Source organism: Bacillus sp. Marseille-Q1617 (genome assembly GCF_903645295.1).
In the GTDB taxonomy this organism is placed as follows: domain Bacteria; phylum Bacillota; class Bacilli; order Bacillales; family Bacillaceae_B; genus Rossellomorea.
In genome coordinates, this window is the sequence record NZ_CAHJXM010000001.1 from 154,879 (window position 1) to 169,274 (window position 14,396).

General features: G+C 42.5%; 15 protein-coding genes, 2 tRNA genes, 1 rRNA gene, 1 pseudogene and 1 riboswitch. Of the genes and pseudogenes, 13 read left to right on the forward strand and 6 right to left on the reverse strand.

The genetic code is table 11. The features are described from left to right. Positions 1-30: 30 nt before the first annotated feature. From rrf to HWX64_RS00905, 3 genes are all read left to right on the forward strand, one after another. Positions 31-147, forward strand: a 5S ribosomal RNA gene (gene rrf / locus HWX64_RS00895). A 79-nt stretch (positions 148-226) separates the two neighbouring features. Beyond that, positions 227-300 (forward strand) — tRNA-Met (locus HWX64_RS00900). Positions 301-307: 7 nt separating this feature from the next. Next, positions 308-384 (forward strand) — tRNA-Asp (locus HWX64_RS00905). A gap of 505 nt (positions 385-889) precedes the next feature. Here HWX64_RS00905 and HWX64_RS00910 read toward each other — a convergent pair. Next, positions 890-2,052: pseudogene (locus tag HWX64_RS00910) on the reverse strand (IS256 family transposase). Between the two features lie 320 nt (positions 2,053-2,372). Here HWX64_RS00910 and tsaE point away from each other — a divergent pair. From tsaE to tsaD, 4 genes are read left to right on the forward strand one after another with little or no spacing between them, the layout of a single operon-like run. After that, positions 2,373-2,828, forward strand: a complete 456-nt coding sequence (tsaE, locus tag HWX64_RS00915) for a tRNA (adenosine(37)-N6)-threonylcarbamoyltransferase complex ATPase subunit type 1 TsaE (protein ID WP_175986495.1) — start codon at positions 2,373-2,375, stop codon at positions 2,826-2,828. Further along, positions 2,825-3,520, forward strand: coding sequence for a tRNA (adenosine(37)-N6)-threonylcarbamoyltransferase complex dimerization subunit type 1 TsaB (gene tsaB, locus HWX64_RS00920; RefSeq protein WP_175986497.1), 696 nt, complete (start codon positions 2,825-2,827; stop codon positions 3,518-3,520). The genes tsaE and tsaB overlap by 4 nt, the downstream gene beginning before the upstream one ends. Positions 3,521-3,544: 24 nt before the next feature. Further along, positions 3,545-3,982, forward strand: coding sequence for a ribosomal protein S18-alanine N-acetyltransferase (gene rimI, locus HWX64_RS00925; protein ID WP_254871006.1), 438 nt, complete (start codon positions 3,545-3,547; stop codon positions 3,980-3,982). After that, positions 3,979-4,995, forward strand: a complete 1,017-nt coding sequence (gene tsaD, locus HWX64_RS00930; RefSeq protein ID WP_175986498.1) for a tRNA (adenosine(37)-N6)-threonylcarbamoyltransferase complex transferase subunit TsaD — start codon at positions 3,979-3,981, stop codon at positions 4,993-4,995. Before rimI ends, tsaD begins: the two co-directional genes overlap by 4 nt. Positions 4,996-5,285: 290 nt before the next feature. On the opposite strand, the gene HWX64_RS00935 is transcribed toward tsaD, so the two are convergent. Next, the gene (locus HWX64_RS00935) at positions 5,286-7,235 is read right to left on the reverse strand and encodes an ABC-F family ATP-binding cassette domain-containing protein (RefSeq protein ID WP_175986499.1); all 1,950 of its coding nucleotides are present in this window, start codon (positions 7,233-7,235) and stop codon (positions 5,286-5,288) included. A 222-nt stretch (positions 7,236-7,457) separates the two neighbouring features. On the opposite strand from HWX64_RS00935, the gene HWX64_RS00940 reads away from it, so the two are divergent. The 3 genes from HWX64_RS00940 to tatC are packed head-to-tail and all read left to right on the forward strand — an operon-like array spanning position 7,458 to position 9,159. Continuing rightward, positions 7,458-8,135 carry a redox-sensing transcriptional repressor Rex gene (locus HWX64_RS00940; protein ID WP_175986500.1) on the forward strand — a complete coding sequence of 226 codons (678 nt, stop codon included), beginning with the start codon at positions 7,458-7,460 and terminating at the stop codon, positions 8,133-8,135. Positions 8,136-8,189: 54 nt separating this feature from the next. Beyond that, the gene (locus HWX64_RS00945) at positions 8,190-8,363 is read left to right on the forward strand and encodes a twin-arginine translocase TatA/TatE family subunit (protein WP_175986501.1); all 174 of its coding nucleotides are present in this window, start codon (positions 8,190-8,192) and stop codon (positions 8,361-8,363) included. A 19-nt stretch (positions 8,364-8,382) separates the two neighbouring features. Further along, complete coding sequence (gene tatC / locus HWX64_RS00950) at positions 8,383-9,159, forward strand: twin-arginine translocase subunit TatC (protein WP_175986503.1); 777 nt, start codon at positions 8,383-8,385, stop codon at positions 9,157-9,159. A gap of 19 nt (positions 9,160-9,178) precedes the next feature. Here tatC and HWX64_RS00955 read toward each other — a convergent pair whose 3' ends face one another. Together HWX64_RS00955 and HWX64_RS00960 are read right to left on the reverse strand one after the other, a co-directional pair. Beyond that, on the reverse strand, positions 9,179-9,385 hold the full coding sequence (locus HWX64_RS00955) for a YdiK family protein (protein ID WP_175986504.1): 207 nt from the start codon (positions 9,383-9,385) through the stop codon (positions 9,179-9,181). Continuing rightward, positions 9,382-10,125 (reverse strand): CPBP family intramembrane glutamic endopeptidase, encoded by a 744-nt coding sequence (locus HWX64_RS00960; RefSeq protein ID WP_175986506.1) that lies wholly within the window; start codon positions 10,123-10,125, stop codon positions 9,382-9,384. The genes HWX64_RS00955 and HWX64_RS00960 overlap by 4 nt, the downstream gene beginning before the upstream one ends. Before the next feature lie 339 nt (positions 10,126-10,464). On the opposite strand from HWX64_RS00960, the gene groES reads away from it, so the two are divergent. Together groES and groL are read left to right on the forward strand one after the other, a co-directional pair. Continuing rightward, complete coding sequence (gene groES, locus HWX64_RS00965; protein ID WP_175986508.1) at positions 10,465-10,752, forward strand: co-chaperone GroES; 288 nt, start codon at positions 10,465-10,467, stop codon at positions 10,750-10,752. A gap of 54 nt (positions 10,753-10,806) precedes the next feature. Continuing rightward, the gene (gene groL, locus HWX64_RS00970; protein WP_175986509.1) at positions 10,807-12,438 is read left to right on the forward strand and encodes a chaperonin GroEL; all 1,632 of its coding nucleotides are present in this window, start codon (positions 10,807-10,809) and stop codon (positions 12,436-12,438) included. A gap of 141 nt (positions 12,439-12,579) precedes the next feature. On the opposite strand, the gene HWX64_RS21815 is transcribed toward groL, so the two are convergent. Further along, positions 12,580-12,714, reverse strand: a complete 135-nt coding sequence (locus HWX64_RS21815; RefSeq protein WP_254871007.1) for a tyrosine-type recombinase/integrase — start codon at positions 12,712-12,714, stop codon at positions 12,580-12,582. Between the two features lie 373 nt (positions 12,715-13,087). Next, positions 13,088-13,198: riboswitch (SAM riboswitch) on the forward strand. Between the two features lie 86 nt (positions 13,199-13,284). Here HWX64_RS21815 and HWX64_RS00980 point away from each other — a divergent pair. Next, positions 13,285-13,746 (forward strand): OsmC family protein, encoded by a 462-nt coding sequence (locus HWX64_RS00980; protein WP_175986511.1) that lies wholly within the window; start codon positions 13,285-13,287, stop codon positions 13,744-13,746. Positions 13,747-13,815: 69 nt separating this feature from the next. Here HWX64_RS00980 and HWX64_RS00985 read toward each other — a convergent pair whose 3' ends face one another. Continuing rightward, positions 13,816-14,328 (reverse strand): YbaK/EbsC family protein, encoded by a 513-nt coding sequence (locus HWX64_RS00985; protein WP_175986513.1) that lies wholly within the window; start codon positions 14,326-14,328, stop codon positions 13,816-13,818. Between the last annotated feature and the right edge of the window lie 68 nt (positions 14,329-14,396).

Here is a 14,396-nt window from a genome sequence, read left to right on the forward strand (position 1 = left end):
GAAGGAACAACCCCTTCAATTGAATATTCGTCTGGTGATTATGGCGAAGAGGTCACACCCGTTCCCATGCCGAACACGGAAGTTAAGCTCTTCAGCGCCGATGGTAGTTGGGGGCTCTCCCCCTGTGAGAGTAGGACGTCGCCAGGCGGATATGAAATTTTTTTTGCACAATCTAACATCGGTAACATATAGTGTGGTATAATCTATATATTACCAATATTATCGTCGCGGGGTGGAGCAGTTCGGTAGCTCGTCGGGCTCATAACCCGAAGGTCGCAGGTTCAAATCCTGTCCCCGCAATACCATTGGTCTGGTAGTTCAGTTGGTTAGAATGCCTGCCTGTCACGCAGGAGGTCGCGGGTTCGAGTCCCGTCCAGACCGCCATTACTTTACACGTAAACGAAACTTTGGTTTCGTTTTTTTATTTGTCTTAAAGGGTTTTATTCGTGAATGATGTGATGAGATGCGGTATTAGGGGCGGCTTATTTAGAATAAGTATTAAAAGATCATAAAAGTGTAAACAGGATCATAAATCCGGAATTAGGATCGTAAAATTTCAGGGAGGATCATAAATATGGAATTAGGATCGTAAATTCCCAAACAGGATCATAAAACTAGATAAAGGTTCATAACTGGTTTTCTCCTGACAGAAATATCCCAAGAAAACACACTTTTCACCTTTTCAAAAGTCAAGTCCGCAATATTGTGTAAAATTCCTTACAGCTGTTTTCAACTATTTAGGGTTATTTGTTGTAGCCCCCACATTTTTTGGCGAAACTACCATGAGTTCCTGATCTCATAGCCGGTTGGGTCTGTCAAAGGTTTTTCACTTTGACAGACCCAACCGGCTATGAAAAAATCCATGATGGTAGTTTCTCAAAAATCGTTATTAACTACTGAACTTTCTTTTGGAATATACGGTTTGTTGATAGTGAAGTAATACGGCTCCCACCAAGCGAAATGCAGACTGGGTATTAGGGAAAATCCGAATCACTCTTTCTCGCCTACGTACTTCTGGTTTAAACGTTCCAAACTATTTGTACTCCGAATGTGTGGACGAATTGTTTCAGGATGTTCCATATATTGAATGGTATCTTCGAACCCTTCATCTAGTACCTTTAAAGCCTTCTCAAATTTTGGTTGTTCACTAAACTTATTCATCAATTCTTCCTTGAAATTCCTCATGTCTTCTATCGTGATTGCCTCAAATATTCGTTTGATCATTGTTCTTACTTCAATGGAATCTTTCTTTGGGAGCTTCTCGAAAACATTTCGCTTAAAGTGAACGTTACATCGTTGCCAGCTTGTACCGATGAATTCCCTCATTATGGCTTTTTGTAGACCCTGATGGGCATCAGAAATGACAAGCTTAGGAGATTGTAATCCCCTAGATTTGAGCTGCTGGAAGAAGCGACACCAGCTTTCGTAGTTCTCCACGTGGTCCACCATCAACCCCAAGATTTCACGCTTGTTATTCTCGGTAAGAGCTGTGGCAATATAAACAGCTTTTGAGACTACTTTATTGTGCTCACGCACCTTTATATACATGGCGTCTACAAATACAAAAGGAAAATAAGCACCATTCAAGGGCCTCCTGGCCCAATCATTGACAATGGGATCTAACTTTTGTGTCAGTGAAGAAACAAAAGACTTTGATACATTTTCTCCGCAAAGCTGTTCAACGATGTGCGTTACCTTACGAGTAGACACGCCATTAATAACCATCTCTATCATGGATAAGACAAAGGCTTGATCACATCTTGAGTACCTCTCAAATACCGTCGGGGAAAATTCACCATTTCGAGTTCTTGGAACTTTGAGTGTCAGCTTTCCAATACTCATAGTGAAATCACGTTCATAATACCCGTTTCGATAATCTAGTCGCTCAGAAGAGCGTTCATATGCCGATGCTTGTAGGTAATCGTCTCTTTCTTTTTCCATGTAGTCATTTAACACAAGTACAATGGCTGACTTGACCACGGTTTCAATATTAGAACTGATCACTGCTTCTTTTAAAAGGTCCAAATCTAGGTTAAACTGTAAGTGAGTCATATTTATTCCTCTTTTCATTGTTTATCGTCGCTGAAAACAGTGTTGCCAAGTAGGAATAAAATGACTCTTTCTTTTTACACAATTATATGGACTTAATCTTTTCAAACGTATATCTAAATAGAAATCACATTAAAATATGGTTTTTCCAACTACAAATCATCCACAAGCCGTAGAAAACCCAGAATATATCCTTTTTTCCTTACATCCTTACACCTGCACTTTACTCAAATGCCCCAAAAAGGGTAAACTACATATATACATTCTCCCTTAGGTGCTATCCTAGGGGTTTTTTATACTCTACTTAAGTTGAGGAGATAAATATGAATCAGTTTGAAATGATAACGAAGACTCCTGAGGAAACGGGTGCGTTTGCTGAGAGACTGGCAAATTACCTTCAGGCTGGAGATGTGATAACATTAGAAGGTGATTTAGGGGCCGGTAAGACGACTTTTACTAAGGGCCTTGCAAAGGGGCTTGGTGTAAAGAAAACGGTGAACAGCCCTACGTTTACGATTATTAAAGAATATAAGGGGCGTCTGCCTTTTTATCATATGGATGTGTACCGCCTGGATGATTCCTTTGAAGACTTGGGATTTGATGAGTATTTTGAAGGTGAGGGAGTGACGGTGGTCGAGTGGGCACACTTGATTGAAGACCAGCTTCCATCGAAGCTATTGAGTCTGTCTATATACAGAGAAGGCGATACGACCCGGAGGATTGTGTTAAAGCCTTACGGGGAAAGGTATAATGAGTTATGTAAGGAGATTGTTTCATGAAAATATTATCGATTGATACCTCCAATTATCCGCTTGGGGTTGCGTTAATTGAAGAGGGGAAAGTGGTTGGCGAGTATATCACCAATTTTAAGAGAAATCATTCTGTGAGGGCCATGCCTGCCGTTGAGCAGCTTCTGAAGGAGTGTGAGACGGAACCGAAAGAGCTGACGAAGATTGTGGTGGCGAATGGACCAGGTTCATATACAGGTGTCCGCATAGGCGTAACCCTGGCCAAGACGCTCGCATGGTCGTTGAATATTCCTCTTATCCCTGTATCGAGCCTGGCTGTACTTGCGGCTTCGGGTAGGAATTTTACCGGTTATATCGCACCGATATTCGATGCGAGAAGAGGACAGGTGTATACGGGATTGTATAAGTTTGATGGGGACCGTATCACTCAGGTGGAAGAGGACCGGAATGTTTTACTGACGGACTGGGCGAATAAGCTGAAAGAATATGACGGTGAGATTTTATTTATCGGAAATGATGTAAGCATTCATGAGGAAATGATAAAAGAAGTGCTGGGAGATCAGGCAAGGATTGCTCCTTTTGTTAGCCATAATCCCAGACCATCCGAGCTTGCTTTCATAGGGGCGGAATTGGAAGAACATACGGCTCATGAAGTCGTGCCTAATTATATTCGCTTGGCCGAGGCGGAAGTGAAGTGGTTAGAGTCTCAAAAAAACTCTTAAATGAGAAGAAGGATCGTTCGAAATATGGAAATTCGGTTTATGACGGTTGATGATTTGGATGCTGTGATGGAGATTGAACATCGTTCGTTCAGTATTCCCTGGAGCCGGGAGGCCTTTTACAACGAAATTGAACAGAATCACTTGTCTACTTATCTCGTAGTGGAAGACGGGGAGCGAGTAGCCGGTTATTGCGGTGTGTGGCTTGTTGTCGATGAAGCGCATATCACGAACGTGGCGGTGCTTCCTGATTACAGGGGCCAGGGACTCGGTGAAGCCCTTATGCAGAGGATCATGGATATTTCAAAAAAGGTCGGGGCTCGTGTAATGACACTCGAAGTCAGGGTGAGTAATAAGGCTGCGCAAGGTTTGTATAGAAAGATGGGTTTTCAGGACGGCGGAATTCGGAAACGGTATTATTCAGATAATCAAGAAGATGCTTTAGTGATGTGGGTGAATTTATGATAAAAGATACGTATGTGTTAGGTATAGAAACCAGCTGTGATGAAACTGCAGTTGCCGTTATTAAAAATGGCACGGAGATTGTGACGAATATTGTTTCTTCTCAAATCGAAAGTCATAAACGTTTTGGCGGAGTGGTTCCGGAAATCGCGTCCCGTCACCACGTAGAGCAAGTGACATTTGTGTTGGAAGAAGCATTGGAACAAGCTGAAATGACAATGGAAGAGATCGATTGCATTGCGGTTACGGAAGGTCCCGGGTTAGTGGGGGCGCTTCTGATTGGTGTGAATGCGGCCAAGGCTTTGGCGTTTGCTCATAATAAGCCCTTGGTCGGCGTCCATCATATTGCAGGTCATATTTATGCGAATCGTCTGGTGAAAGAAATGAAGTTTCCTTTGCTGTCATTGGTTGTCTCGGGCGGCCACACTGAGCTTGTTCTGATGAAGGAGCATGGTTCTTTTGAGGTGATCGGCGAAACAAGGGATGATGCTGCAGGTGAAGCGTATGATAAAGTAGCGAGAACGTTGAATCTCCCTTATCCGGGAGGTCCTCATATCGATCGGCTCGCACATGAAGGTGAGCCGACGCTGGATCTGCCACGGGCCTGGCTTGAAGAAAGCTCATATGATTTCAGCTTCAGCGGCTTGAAATCAGCCGTTATCAACACTTTGCACAATGCGAAGCAAAAAGGCAAAACGATTTATCCACAGGATCTTGCCGCAAGCTTCCAGGCGAGTGTGATTGATGTGTTAGTAACTAAGACAGTAAGAGCAGTAAAAGAATATAATGTGGAACAATTGTTATTAGCGGGCGGTGTCGCAGCCAATAAAGGACTGCGTGCTGCTTTGGAAGAAGCATTCAAAGAGCTGTATACAGAACTGGTCATCCCTCCGTTATCACTATGTACAGATAATGCAGCGATGATTGCGGCTGCAGGAACGATTTTATTTGAGCAGGGTAAAAGAGGCGACATGGCAATGAATGCCCATCCCGGGTTGGATATTGAGAATTTCTAATGAAATAAAAGCTTCGGTGAGGTTAGAGTTTAACCTCCACCGAAGCTTTTTTAAGCAGAACATACGTTTTATCAACAGTCTGTGGATAAGTTGTTAATAACTAATGAATAGATGTGAACACCTTGTGAAAAAGGTATGAGTAATTCAGTGTTGAAATGTGTATAACTGCCAGTTAGGTTGTGGATAATGTGGAAAACTCCTGTGAACAACGATTGGTCAACATTTGATCTGTGGATAATGGTGTGGAATAAAGAAGGTTTGGATAACGAAATGTTATCCAAACCTGTGGATTACTGTTCTTCTTGGAGAAGCTCTTCTAATTCTGTCCATTCTTCCAGCAGTTCATCGAGTTCTTCTTTGGAAGAATTGAGTTTGTCATTGATCTCCTGGACCTTTTCATGATCCTGGAAGATGTCCGGATCACAAAGCAGTTCTTCCTGTTCTTCGATGACAGCTTCAAGTGCTTCCATTTGAATTTCAATTTCTTCCACTCTTCGTTTACGCTGGCGCTCAAGCTTTTTCGCTTCTTTATCAATCTTATGACTTTGTTTCTGCGGGGTTGCCGAGCTGCTGGTTGAAGGCTGTCCTTTTTCTGCCTGCTCAAGGGCGGCCAGTTCTTCTTGCTGCTGCAGCTTTTCCATATAATAGTTATAGTCTCCGAGGTATTCGGTCGAACCATTTTTAGAGAGTTCAAGCACTTTGGTCGCGATCCTGTTGATAAAATAACGATCGTGTGACACGAACAAAATGGTGCCTGGATAATCGATGAGTGCATTTTCCAGCACTTCTTTACTGTCTAGATCCAAATGGTTCGTTGGCTCATCAAGGATAAGGACATTCCCTTTTTCCATCATCAGCTTTGAAAGGGCGAGTCTTGCTTTCTCGCCGCCACTTAAAGTAGAAACCGGCTTCAGCACGTCTTCACCTGAGAAAAGGAAGTTGCCGAGGACGGTCCGGATTTCTTTCTCATTTTTCATCGGGTATTCATCCCATAGTTCATTGAGGACGGTTTTATTTGATGAAAGATCGGCCTGCTCCTGGTCATAGTAGCTGATTGATACATTTGAGCCGAAACTAAAATTGCCGGATAAAGGCTTAAGCTTATCCACAAGTGTCTTAAGCAAAGTGGATTTTCCAGTTCCATTGGGACCTACGAGCGCAATGCTGTCACCCTTTTTTACAGAAAAATCGATATGACTGGAGATTTTTTCATCCTCTTCATAACCGATTGAAAGGTCGTTAACTTTCAGCACATCATTTCCGCTTTGTCGATCGATTCCGAATGCGAAGGTAGCGGATTTCTCATCGCCGAGCGGCCTGTCCATCAGTTCCATACGCTCCAGCTTTTTTCTGCGGCTCTGCGCCATTTTTGTGGTGGACGCACGGGCGATGTTCCGCTGGATGAAGTCTTCCAGTTTTGCGACTTCCTGCTGCTGGCGTTCATAGAGTTTTACATCTTTCTCATAGTCTTCTGCTTTTTGCTGAAGATATTTACTGTAGTTTCCTATGAATTTCTTGCTCCGTTTACGGGAGATTTCATATACTTGATTGACGACGTTGTCCAAGAAGTAACGGTCATGGGAAACAATCAGAACAGCGCCTTCGTAGCTTTGCAAGTACGTTTCAAGCCAGGATAGAGTCTCTATATCCAGATGGTTGGTCGGTTCATCAAGGATGAGAATATCAGGCTTGGTCAAGAGAAGCTTACCCAGTGCCAGTCTGGTTTTTTGTCCTCCGCTTAACGTGGAGATTTTTGTCTCATAGTCAAAATCAGCAAAGTTCAACCCGTGCAGGACGGACCGGATGTCTGCTTCGTATTGGTAGCCGCCGGATTCTTTGAAGCTTACCTGAAGCTGATCGTATTCTTTTAAAACACGCTGATAGACGTCGTCGTTTTCGTATACGGACGGGTCGGCCATTTGTTTTTCGAGAATACGGAGCTGCTCCTCCTGAGCTCGCAGACCCTCAAATACGGTAAGCATTTCTGCCCAGATGGATAAGTCGGATTCCAGTCCTGTGTTCTGGGCAAGGTAGCCGATCGATACGCCTTTAGGTTTTGTGATGTCCCCGGCGTCATGCGATAGCTGACCGGCAATTATTTTTAATAGAGTCGACTTCCCTGCACCGTTGCGGCCGACGAGTGCGACTCTGTCCCTTGTCTGTATTTCAAGCTTGATGTTCGATAATATATTATCTGCACCAAAGTTTTTGCTAAGTTGATTCACTTGTAGTAGAATCATGACGTTTCACCTCTATTTCATAGTGCTAGTGTACCGTATTTGAGAGGGTAACGGCAATCATACATACCTATGAATGACTATTAATCTTCACACATATAGGATAGAATATAGTGTATGATGGGTAGAGAGACTTAAAAATGTTTATCTGTTATTTTGGAAGCGTTCACAGATGTGTGGGCGTTCAATGCAACGGGCTTTTGAATAGATGTGGGGGAATGCAATATGAATCAGGATACAACGAAAATTCCACAGGCAACGGCAAAGCGGCTGCCGCTTTATTACCGTTTTATCAAGAATTTATACTCATCTGGCAAGCAGAGGGTGTCATCGAAGGAATTAAGTGAAGCAGTAAAAGTTGATTCGGCCACGATCCGCAGGGACTTTTCCTATTTCGGTGCATTAGGGAAAAAGGGTTATGGATATAATGTTAACTATCTTCTCTCTTTCTTCAGAAAGACGCTGGATCAGGATGCCCTGACCAAGGTAGTGCTGATTGGTGTCGGAAACCTGGGAACTGCCTTTCTTAATTATAATTTTATAAAAAACAATAATACGAAGATCGAGATGGCGTTCGAGGTGGATGAGTCAAAGGTTGGTACTCAGGTCGGCGATGTGCCGGTATTCCACCTGGATGACCTGGAAGAGAAGCTTGAGGATCAGAATATTGAAGTGGCCATCCTTACTGTGCCGGCTTCTTCTGCTCAAAACATCACAGACAGATTGGTCTCTTCAAAGATCAAGGGAATCCTCAATTTTACGCCGGCAAGGCTGACGGTACCAGATCATATCCGGGTGCATCATATTGATCTGGCTGTAGAGTTGCAATCACTGGTTTACTTTTTAAAGCATTATTCGGAAGATGACACGGAAATGTCACAAGATGGAATTATAACGGAATAGAAAATTCTGTCGCTTTACGTTATGATAGAAGAGTACAAGAGGAGGTGTCTCATTATGCCAGTAGGTCCAGGTAGCCTCATAATCATTTTAATTGTCGCTTTACTAGTTTTTGGCCCGAAGAAATTGCCTGAATTAGGGAAAGCTTTCGGTAATACATTACGTGAGTTTAAAAACGCAACAAAAGGCTTAGCTGATGACGACGACGATAAAAACAAAAGTGCTAAGTGAGTAGAGTAGGATGAATGCCATGAGTCAAAGTCAAAAAGACATGACAATGTATGAACATATAGGAGAATTGCAAAAACGACTCATGATTGTAGTCGTTTTCTTCTTGTTAGCGTTTGTAGCAAGCTTCTTTCTCGCGGAACCGCTGATTCGTTATCTGCAGCATGCAGACGAAGCCAAAGAGCTTACGATGAATGCATTTCGTCTGACAGACCCGCTCAAGATTTATATGGAAATGATGGTATTCATTTCGCTGATCCTCACCGCACCGCTCATTTTATTCCAGGTCTGGTCATTTATCAGTCCGGGATTATATGAAACGGAGCGAAAAGTGACCCTCAGCTATATTCCTATCTCGCTATTATTATTTCTAGCCGGACTGTCCTTTTCTTACTTCATCCTATTCCCGTATGTCGTGGAATTCATGATGACGTTATCTGACAGTCTTGAAATACAACAAGTCATAGGAATAAACGAATATTTTCATTTCTTGTTTCAATTAACCATTCCATTCGGTCTTTTATTCCAGTTGCCAGTCGCGATGCTGTTCTTAACGAGACTGGGAATCATCACACCGATGATGATGGCAAACGTACGTAAGGTTGCTTACTTTATTTTGTTGGTCATCGCAGCCTTCATCACGCCGCCTGACGTCGTTTCACACTTGATGGTGACCGTGCCGTTATTCATCCTTTACGAAATCAGCATCTGGATTTCGAAGATCGGCTATAAAAAGGTGCTTGAAGCGGAGCAGAAGCTTGAGATGGAACAATATGAAGAAGATATAAATAAGGATTGATCCCCGAGGGGACCAATCCTTATTTTTTATTATTGATTTGTTTTTTGATCTTGAAATGAATCATGATCATCCTGAGTCCGGACCCGAAATCAAGGGTGGCCAGAAAGACCAGCATATAAGTGAAAAATCCCCAACCATCATCTCTTACATTCTGAATTGCAAAGTATGTGAAAAGTATTCCGAGCAGGAGATAGATCACTCCAGAGAAAAGCGGTGATCTTCTCATGAAAATAATCCTCCAATAAATCCTTGAATTTGTTCTGCTTCTTTCATGATTTTCTGAATTTCGTCCTTATAGATAGATTGTATCAGCACGACAGATGTATTCATCGCCACATGAGCAAAAATTGGCACGAGTATTCTCTTGGTTTTTACATAAAGAAAAGCGAATGTAAAGCCCATTGCTGAATACAGGATGACATGCTCCGGTTCGAAGTGGGCGAGGGCAAAAATGATCGAACTTACAAGTGCCGCAAAGAAGAAATTCATCTTTTCATAAAGGACACCAAAGATGATCTTCCTGAACACGATTTCCTCCAATATTGGCCCGATCACTGCTGCCACAAGCATCGTCAATGGAACTTTTTCAATGATCCCGATGATCATCTGTGTATTTTCAGAGCCCATCTTAATGCCAAGTGCATATTCGATTTGAATTGCAATGGATTGAGCGAAGAAAGCAATGAATATTCCAGCAATCGCCCAGCCAATGGAGCTGCCGGCATTGAGGGGAGCACTTCGCTCCAGGTTTGTGCTCGTTTCACTTTTGCGGAGAATCGCCCACACCACGATAAGCGTCAGGGTAAAGCTGATCATCAGCCAATATCCCGGCACAAGCTGTTTCACCTGATCTGCAGGCTCACCAAGCACGTCCACTCCGATTTTATAAAGAAGAGGAACTCCTACTATACTCGAAAGCTGCATCACAATATATGCAATCAATATATATCCAAAATGTTTTTTCAACGTTTCGTCTCCTTTAACCGTCATCTTGTTCAATTCTACTAAGAAATCGGGGAGTGTTCAAATGGTAGGGTTATTATGTTGTTTTCTAATTGAAGCCAGAAGAAAAAACAGAATAGTTCCATTCTGAATATGAAGATGAAAAACTAAAACAGGAATACAAAGACAAACCCGGACATAGGATAGAGAGGTGTGAAAAAAAGAGGAAAATGACGAAAAAAATTTTAAGCAGGACTCTTGCAAAATGAAAACGAATTAATTATTATAATAATTGTGTTAGCACTCACAGCGAACGAGTGCTAATAAAAAACTATTTACATAATTTCAAGGAGGTTGTTTCACTTGTTAAAACCACTAGGTGATCGCGTCGTTATCGAGCTAGTCGAATCAGAAGAAAAAACAGCAAGCGGTATCGTTCTTCCGGATTCCGCAAAGGAAAAGCCGCAGGAAGGTAAAGTTGTTGCTGTAGGTACAGGTCGCGTTCTTGACAGCGGTGAGCGCGTTGCTCTTGAAGTGTCTGTCGGCGATCGAATCATCTTCAGTAAATATGCTGGTACAGAAGTGAAATACCAAGGCGCAGAATATCTGATCCTTCGTGACAGTGACATTCTGGCTGTTGTTGGCGAATAATTAAATAATCGATTATAAAACATTACTTTAAACAATAAGAGGAGGACTTTGAATATGGCTAAGGATATTAAATTTAGCGAAGAAGCACGCCGTTCCATGCTTCGCGGGGTAGATCAATTAGCAAACGCAGTAAAAGTAACTCTTGGACCAAAAGGACGCAACGTGGTACTTGAGAAAAAATACGGTTCACCGCTTATCACAAATGACGGTGTAACCATTGCGAAAGAAATCGAACTTGAAGATGCATTCGAAAACATGGGTGCTAAACTTGTTGCTGAAGTAGCAAGCAAAACAAACGAAATTGCCGGTGATGGTACAACAACTGCAACGGTTCTTGCACAGGCGATGATCCGTGAAGGTCTTAAGAACGTAACTGCGGGTGCTAATCCTGTAGGCGTACGTAAAGGGATCGAAAAAGCGGTTCAAACTGCAGTTGAAGAATTAAAAGCTATTTCAAAGCCAATCGAAGGCAAAGATTCAATCGCTCAAGTTGCTGCGATTTCAGCTGCTGATGAAGAAGTCGGCCAACTGATCGCTGAAGCAATGGAGCGCGTTGGAAACGATGGTGTCATCACAATCGAAGAATCCAAAGGATTCACAACTGAGCTTGATGTAGTGGAAGGAATGCAATTCGACCGCGGATATGCTTCTCCATACATGGTAACAGACTCTGACAAGATGGAAGCGGTTCTTGAGAATCCATATATCTTGATCACTGATAAGAAAATCGGAAACATCCAGGAAGTACTTCCTGTTCTTGAGCAAGTGGTACAACAAGGCAAGCCATTGTTGATCGTTGCTGAGGATGTTGAAGGTGAAGCTCTTGCAACATTAGTGGTAAACAAACTTCGCGGAACATTCAATGCAGTGGCTGTTAAAGCTCCTGGATTCGGTGACCGTCGTAAAGCAATGCTTGAAGACCTTGCTATCCTTACTGGCGGTGAAGTCATCACTGAAGATTTAGGTCTTGACCTTAAATCTGCAAACATTACTCAACTTGGCCGCGCAGCGAAAGTTGTAGTAACAAAAGAAAACACAACAGTTGTAGAAGGTTCTGGAGATCCAGAAAAGATTGCAGCACGTGTGAACCAAATCCGTGCTCAACACGAAGAGTCTACTTCTGAATTCGATAAAGAAAAATTACAAGAGCGTCTTGCTAAGCTTGCAGGCGGTGTAGCAGTCGTTAAAGTCGGTGCTGCAACTGAAACTGAGCTTAAAGAGCGTAAACTACGCATCGAAGACGCATTGAACTCTACTCGTGCAGCGGTAGAAGAAGGTATCGTTTCCGGTGGTGGAACTGCACTAGTGAACGTATACAACAAAGTCGCATCAATCGAAGCGGATGCGGATGTAGCAACTGGTATCAACATCGTGCTTCGTGCACTTGAAGAGCCAATCCGTCAAATCGCTCACAACGCAGGACTTGAAGGTTCTATCATCGTAGAACGCCTGAAGAAAGAAGAAGTTGGTGTAGGATTCAACGCAGCAACTGGCGAATGGGTGAACATGATCGAAAAGGGTATCGTAGACCCAACCAAGGTTACTCGTTCTGCACTTCAAAACGCAGCATCTGTTGCAGCAATGTTCTTGACTACTGAAGCAGTAGTTGCAGACATTCCTGAAGAAAATGCTGGCGGCGGCATGCCTGATATGGGCGGCATGGGTGGAATGGGCGGCATGATGTAATCTGCCCCCGATAAACCCAAAGGGTAAAAAATGGGTAACATTTTCTAAAATAAGGGTTTGAATTAGAGGTTTTCCATGAGTTCTTTGAACTTTTGGGAAACCTCTTTTTTCATCTCTTTTGTTACATGTAAATAAACATTTTTAGTTGTGTCCTAATCGTTCCATTATTTGTGGAAGACTTACCCCAGCCTCAGCTAATAAGGAGGTATGAGTATGGCGTAACGAATGAGGGGTAAGTTGAAGATTCAATTCTGCTATTTTTAATAAGCGTCTCATACGATTCTCTATTTTTTTTCATAAAGTGGATAACCAGGTAATTCCTCATCAATGCTTGCAAAAACAAAATCTTCATTATGGTATATATCACGGTGTTTCATAATTGCTTTCTTTTGGACGTTAGGTGTTTTTTAAATTCATTAATTAATAAGATTCTAAGAAACCTTGTTCTATTATTTGTTCGCTGTTTACTTGTTTATTGTCCGGAGGGTCTATTCCAAGGTGGCACCGATTTTTTCAAATTGATTACCAGTCTAGCAAAATATCAACGTAGCCCTCAGATCCGTTTGCGTCTCAACTTAAAAACTTTCTCTTTAACAATTTAACGCAGTATGGTATTATTGTGCTAATATTTTAAAAATTCATAAGAAACTTCTTATCCAGAGAGGTTGAGGGACTGACCCGATGAAGCCTCGGCAACCGCATGAGTCCATGTAAGGTGCCAATTTCAGTGTGGATGTGTTGCACATTTCGAAGATGAGAAGGATTTTTTCTTTTTGATGAATCCTTTCTCTTATTTGGAGAAAGGGTTTTTATTTTTCACCAAAAATTTTTAGGAGGTATGATTGTATGAGTCAACAATTGATCAATGTAGCAACAAAAGGAAAATGGGTAGAAGGTATGAAGACGAATGTTCAGGCAAGGGATTTTGCATTTATTGTTGACGAGCCAGAAGCATTGGGCGGTACCGATCAGGGCGCAAACCCGGTTGAATACGTATTAGCCGCTTTATCTGGATGCACGTCGGTGGTCATCGCGTTGATCGCCAAAGAGCTTGATTTCAAATACGAGGATGCAACGTTTGAAAATGAGGGTACTTTGGATCTTCGAGGATTGAATGGCGTTGAAGGTGTTTCTCCACACTTTCAAACCGTGACGTTCGACGTAACGATCGTAACTGACGAAAGTGAAGAGCGATTGGATGAGCTTAAATCCAAAGTCGAAAAAAGATGTCCTGTATATAATCTCTTGAAGGATGCAGGTATTGCATTAGAATCAAATTGGGTGAAAAAAGCAACCGTCTCGGCTTAGAATATAACCCTATAAATAAAGGACGCTTCCCCATATTGGATAGCGTCCTTTCTATTCTTTTACAGAAGGTCAGTCCGTATTGGCTGCAACCATTTTGTCAGCATATTCTTCCTCCCACCCTTTACACACATCAACCCACTCTTTGGCAGATGAATAGTGGAAAAGTTCCCCTGGCGTCAATTTGATTGCAGAGTTGGTGCTTCCACATGCAGGGAAAAGGTTCTCGAAGCGTTTCATCGAAACATCCAGATAGACGTCCATTTCATTCGCTAATCCGAACGGACAGACGCCACCGACGACATGGCCGGTTTGCTCCAATACTTCATCAGGTTTGAGCATGCGTGCTTTTATCCCTGTGAAGTGACGGAACTTCTTGTTATCGATCTTCGCATCTCCTGCCGCAACAATCAGGATATCTTTGTCTTCCGGTCCCCTGAATGACAGCGTTTTTGCAATCTGCGCAGGCATGACACCGATTGTTTCTGCTGCTTCTTCAACCGTAGCACTCGATGTTTCGAACTCCATCACGTCATTTTCGCGGTTCCACTGTTTAAAATGGGCTTTTACACTTTCCAATGACATATTTATGTATCCTCCTTACCGATATTACGTTAGATGATACCATCCTTTAACACAGTAGAGCAATGATC

What these genes read in the sequence shown, in the direction of transcription:
- HWX64_RS00980 (WP_175986511.1), top strand. Translation starts at nt 13,285, where the DNA reads ATGAGTCAACAATTGATCAATGTAGCAACAAAAGGAAAATGGGTAGAA.
- HWX64_RS00955 (WP_175986504.1), bottom strand. Translation starts at nt 9,385, where the DNA reads ATGAGAAGATCACCGCTTTTCTCTGGAGTGATCTATCTCCTGCTCGGA.
- tsaE (WP_175986495.1), top strand. Translation starts at nt 2,373, where the DNA reads ATGAATCAGTTTGAAATGATAACGAAGACTCCTGAGGAAACGGGTGCG.
- HWX64_RS00940 (WP_175986500.1), top strand. Translation starts at nt 7,458, where the DNA reads ATGAATCAGGATACAACGAAAATTCCACAGGCAACGGCAAAGCGGCTG.
- HWX64_RS00985 (WP_175986513.1), bottom strand. Translation starts at nt 14,328, where the DNA reads ATGTCATTGGAAAGTGTAAAAGCCCATTTTAAACAGTGGAACCGCGAA.
- tsaB (WP_175986497.1), top strand. Translation starts at nt 2,825, where the DNA reads ATGAAAATATTATCGATTGATACCTCCAATTATCCGCTTGGGGTTGCG.
- HWX64_RS00945 (WP_175986501.1), top strand. Translation starts at nt 8,190, where the DNA reads ATGCCAGTAGGTCCAGGTAGCCTCATAATCATTTTAATTGTCGCTTTA.
- groL (WP_175986509.1), top strand. Translation starts at nt 10,807, where the DNA reads ATGGCTAAGGATATTAAATTTAGCGAAGAAGCACGCCGTTCCATGCTT.
- tatC (WP_175986503.1), top strand. Translation starts at nt 8,383, where the DNA reads ATGAGTCAAAGTCAAAAAGACATGACAATGTATGAACATATAGGAGAA.
- tsaD (WP_175986498.1), top strand. Translation starts at nt 3,979, where the DNA reads ATGATAAAAGATACGTATGTGTTAGGTATAGAAACCAGCTGTGATGAA.
- rimI (WP_254871006.1), top strand. Translation starts at nt 3,545, where the DNA reads ATGGAAATTCGGTTTATGACGGTTGATGATTTGGATGCTGTGATGGAG.
- HWX64_RS21815 (WP_254871007.1), bottom strand. Translation starts at nt 12,714, where the DNA reads ATGAGACGCTTATTAAAAATAGCAGAATTGAATCTTCAACTTACCCCT.
- HWX64_RS00935 (WP_175986499.1), bottom strand. Translation starts at nt 7,235, where the DNA reads ATGATTCTACTACAAGTGAATCAACTTAGCAAAAACTTTGGTGCAGAT.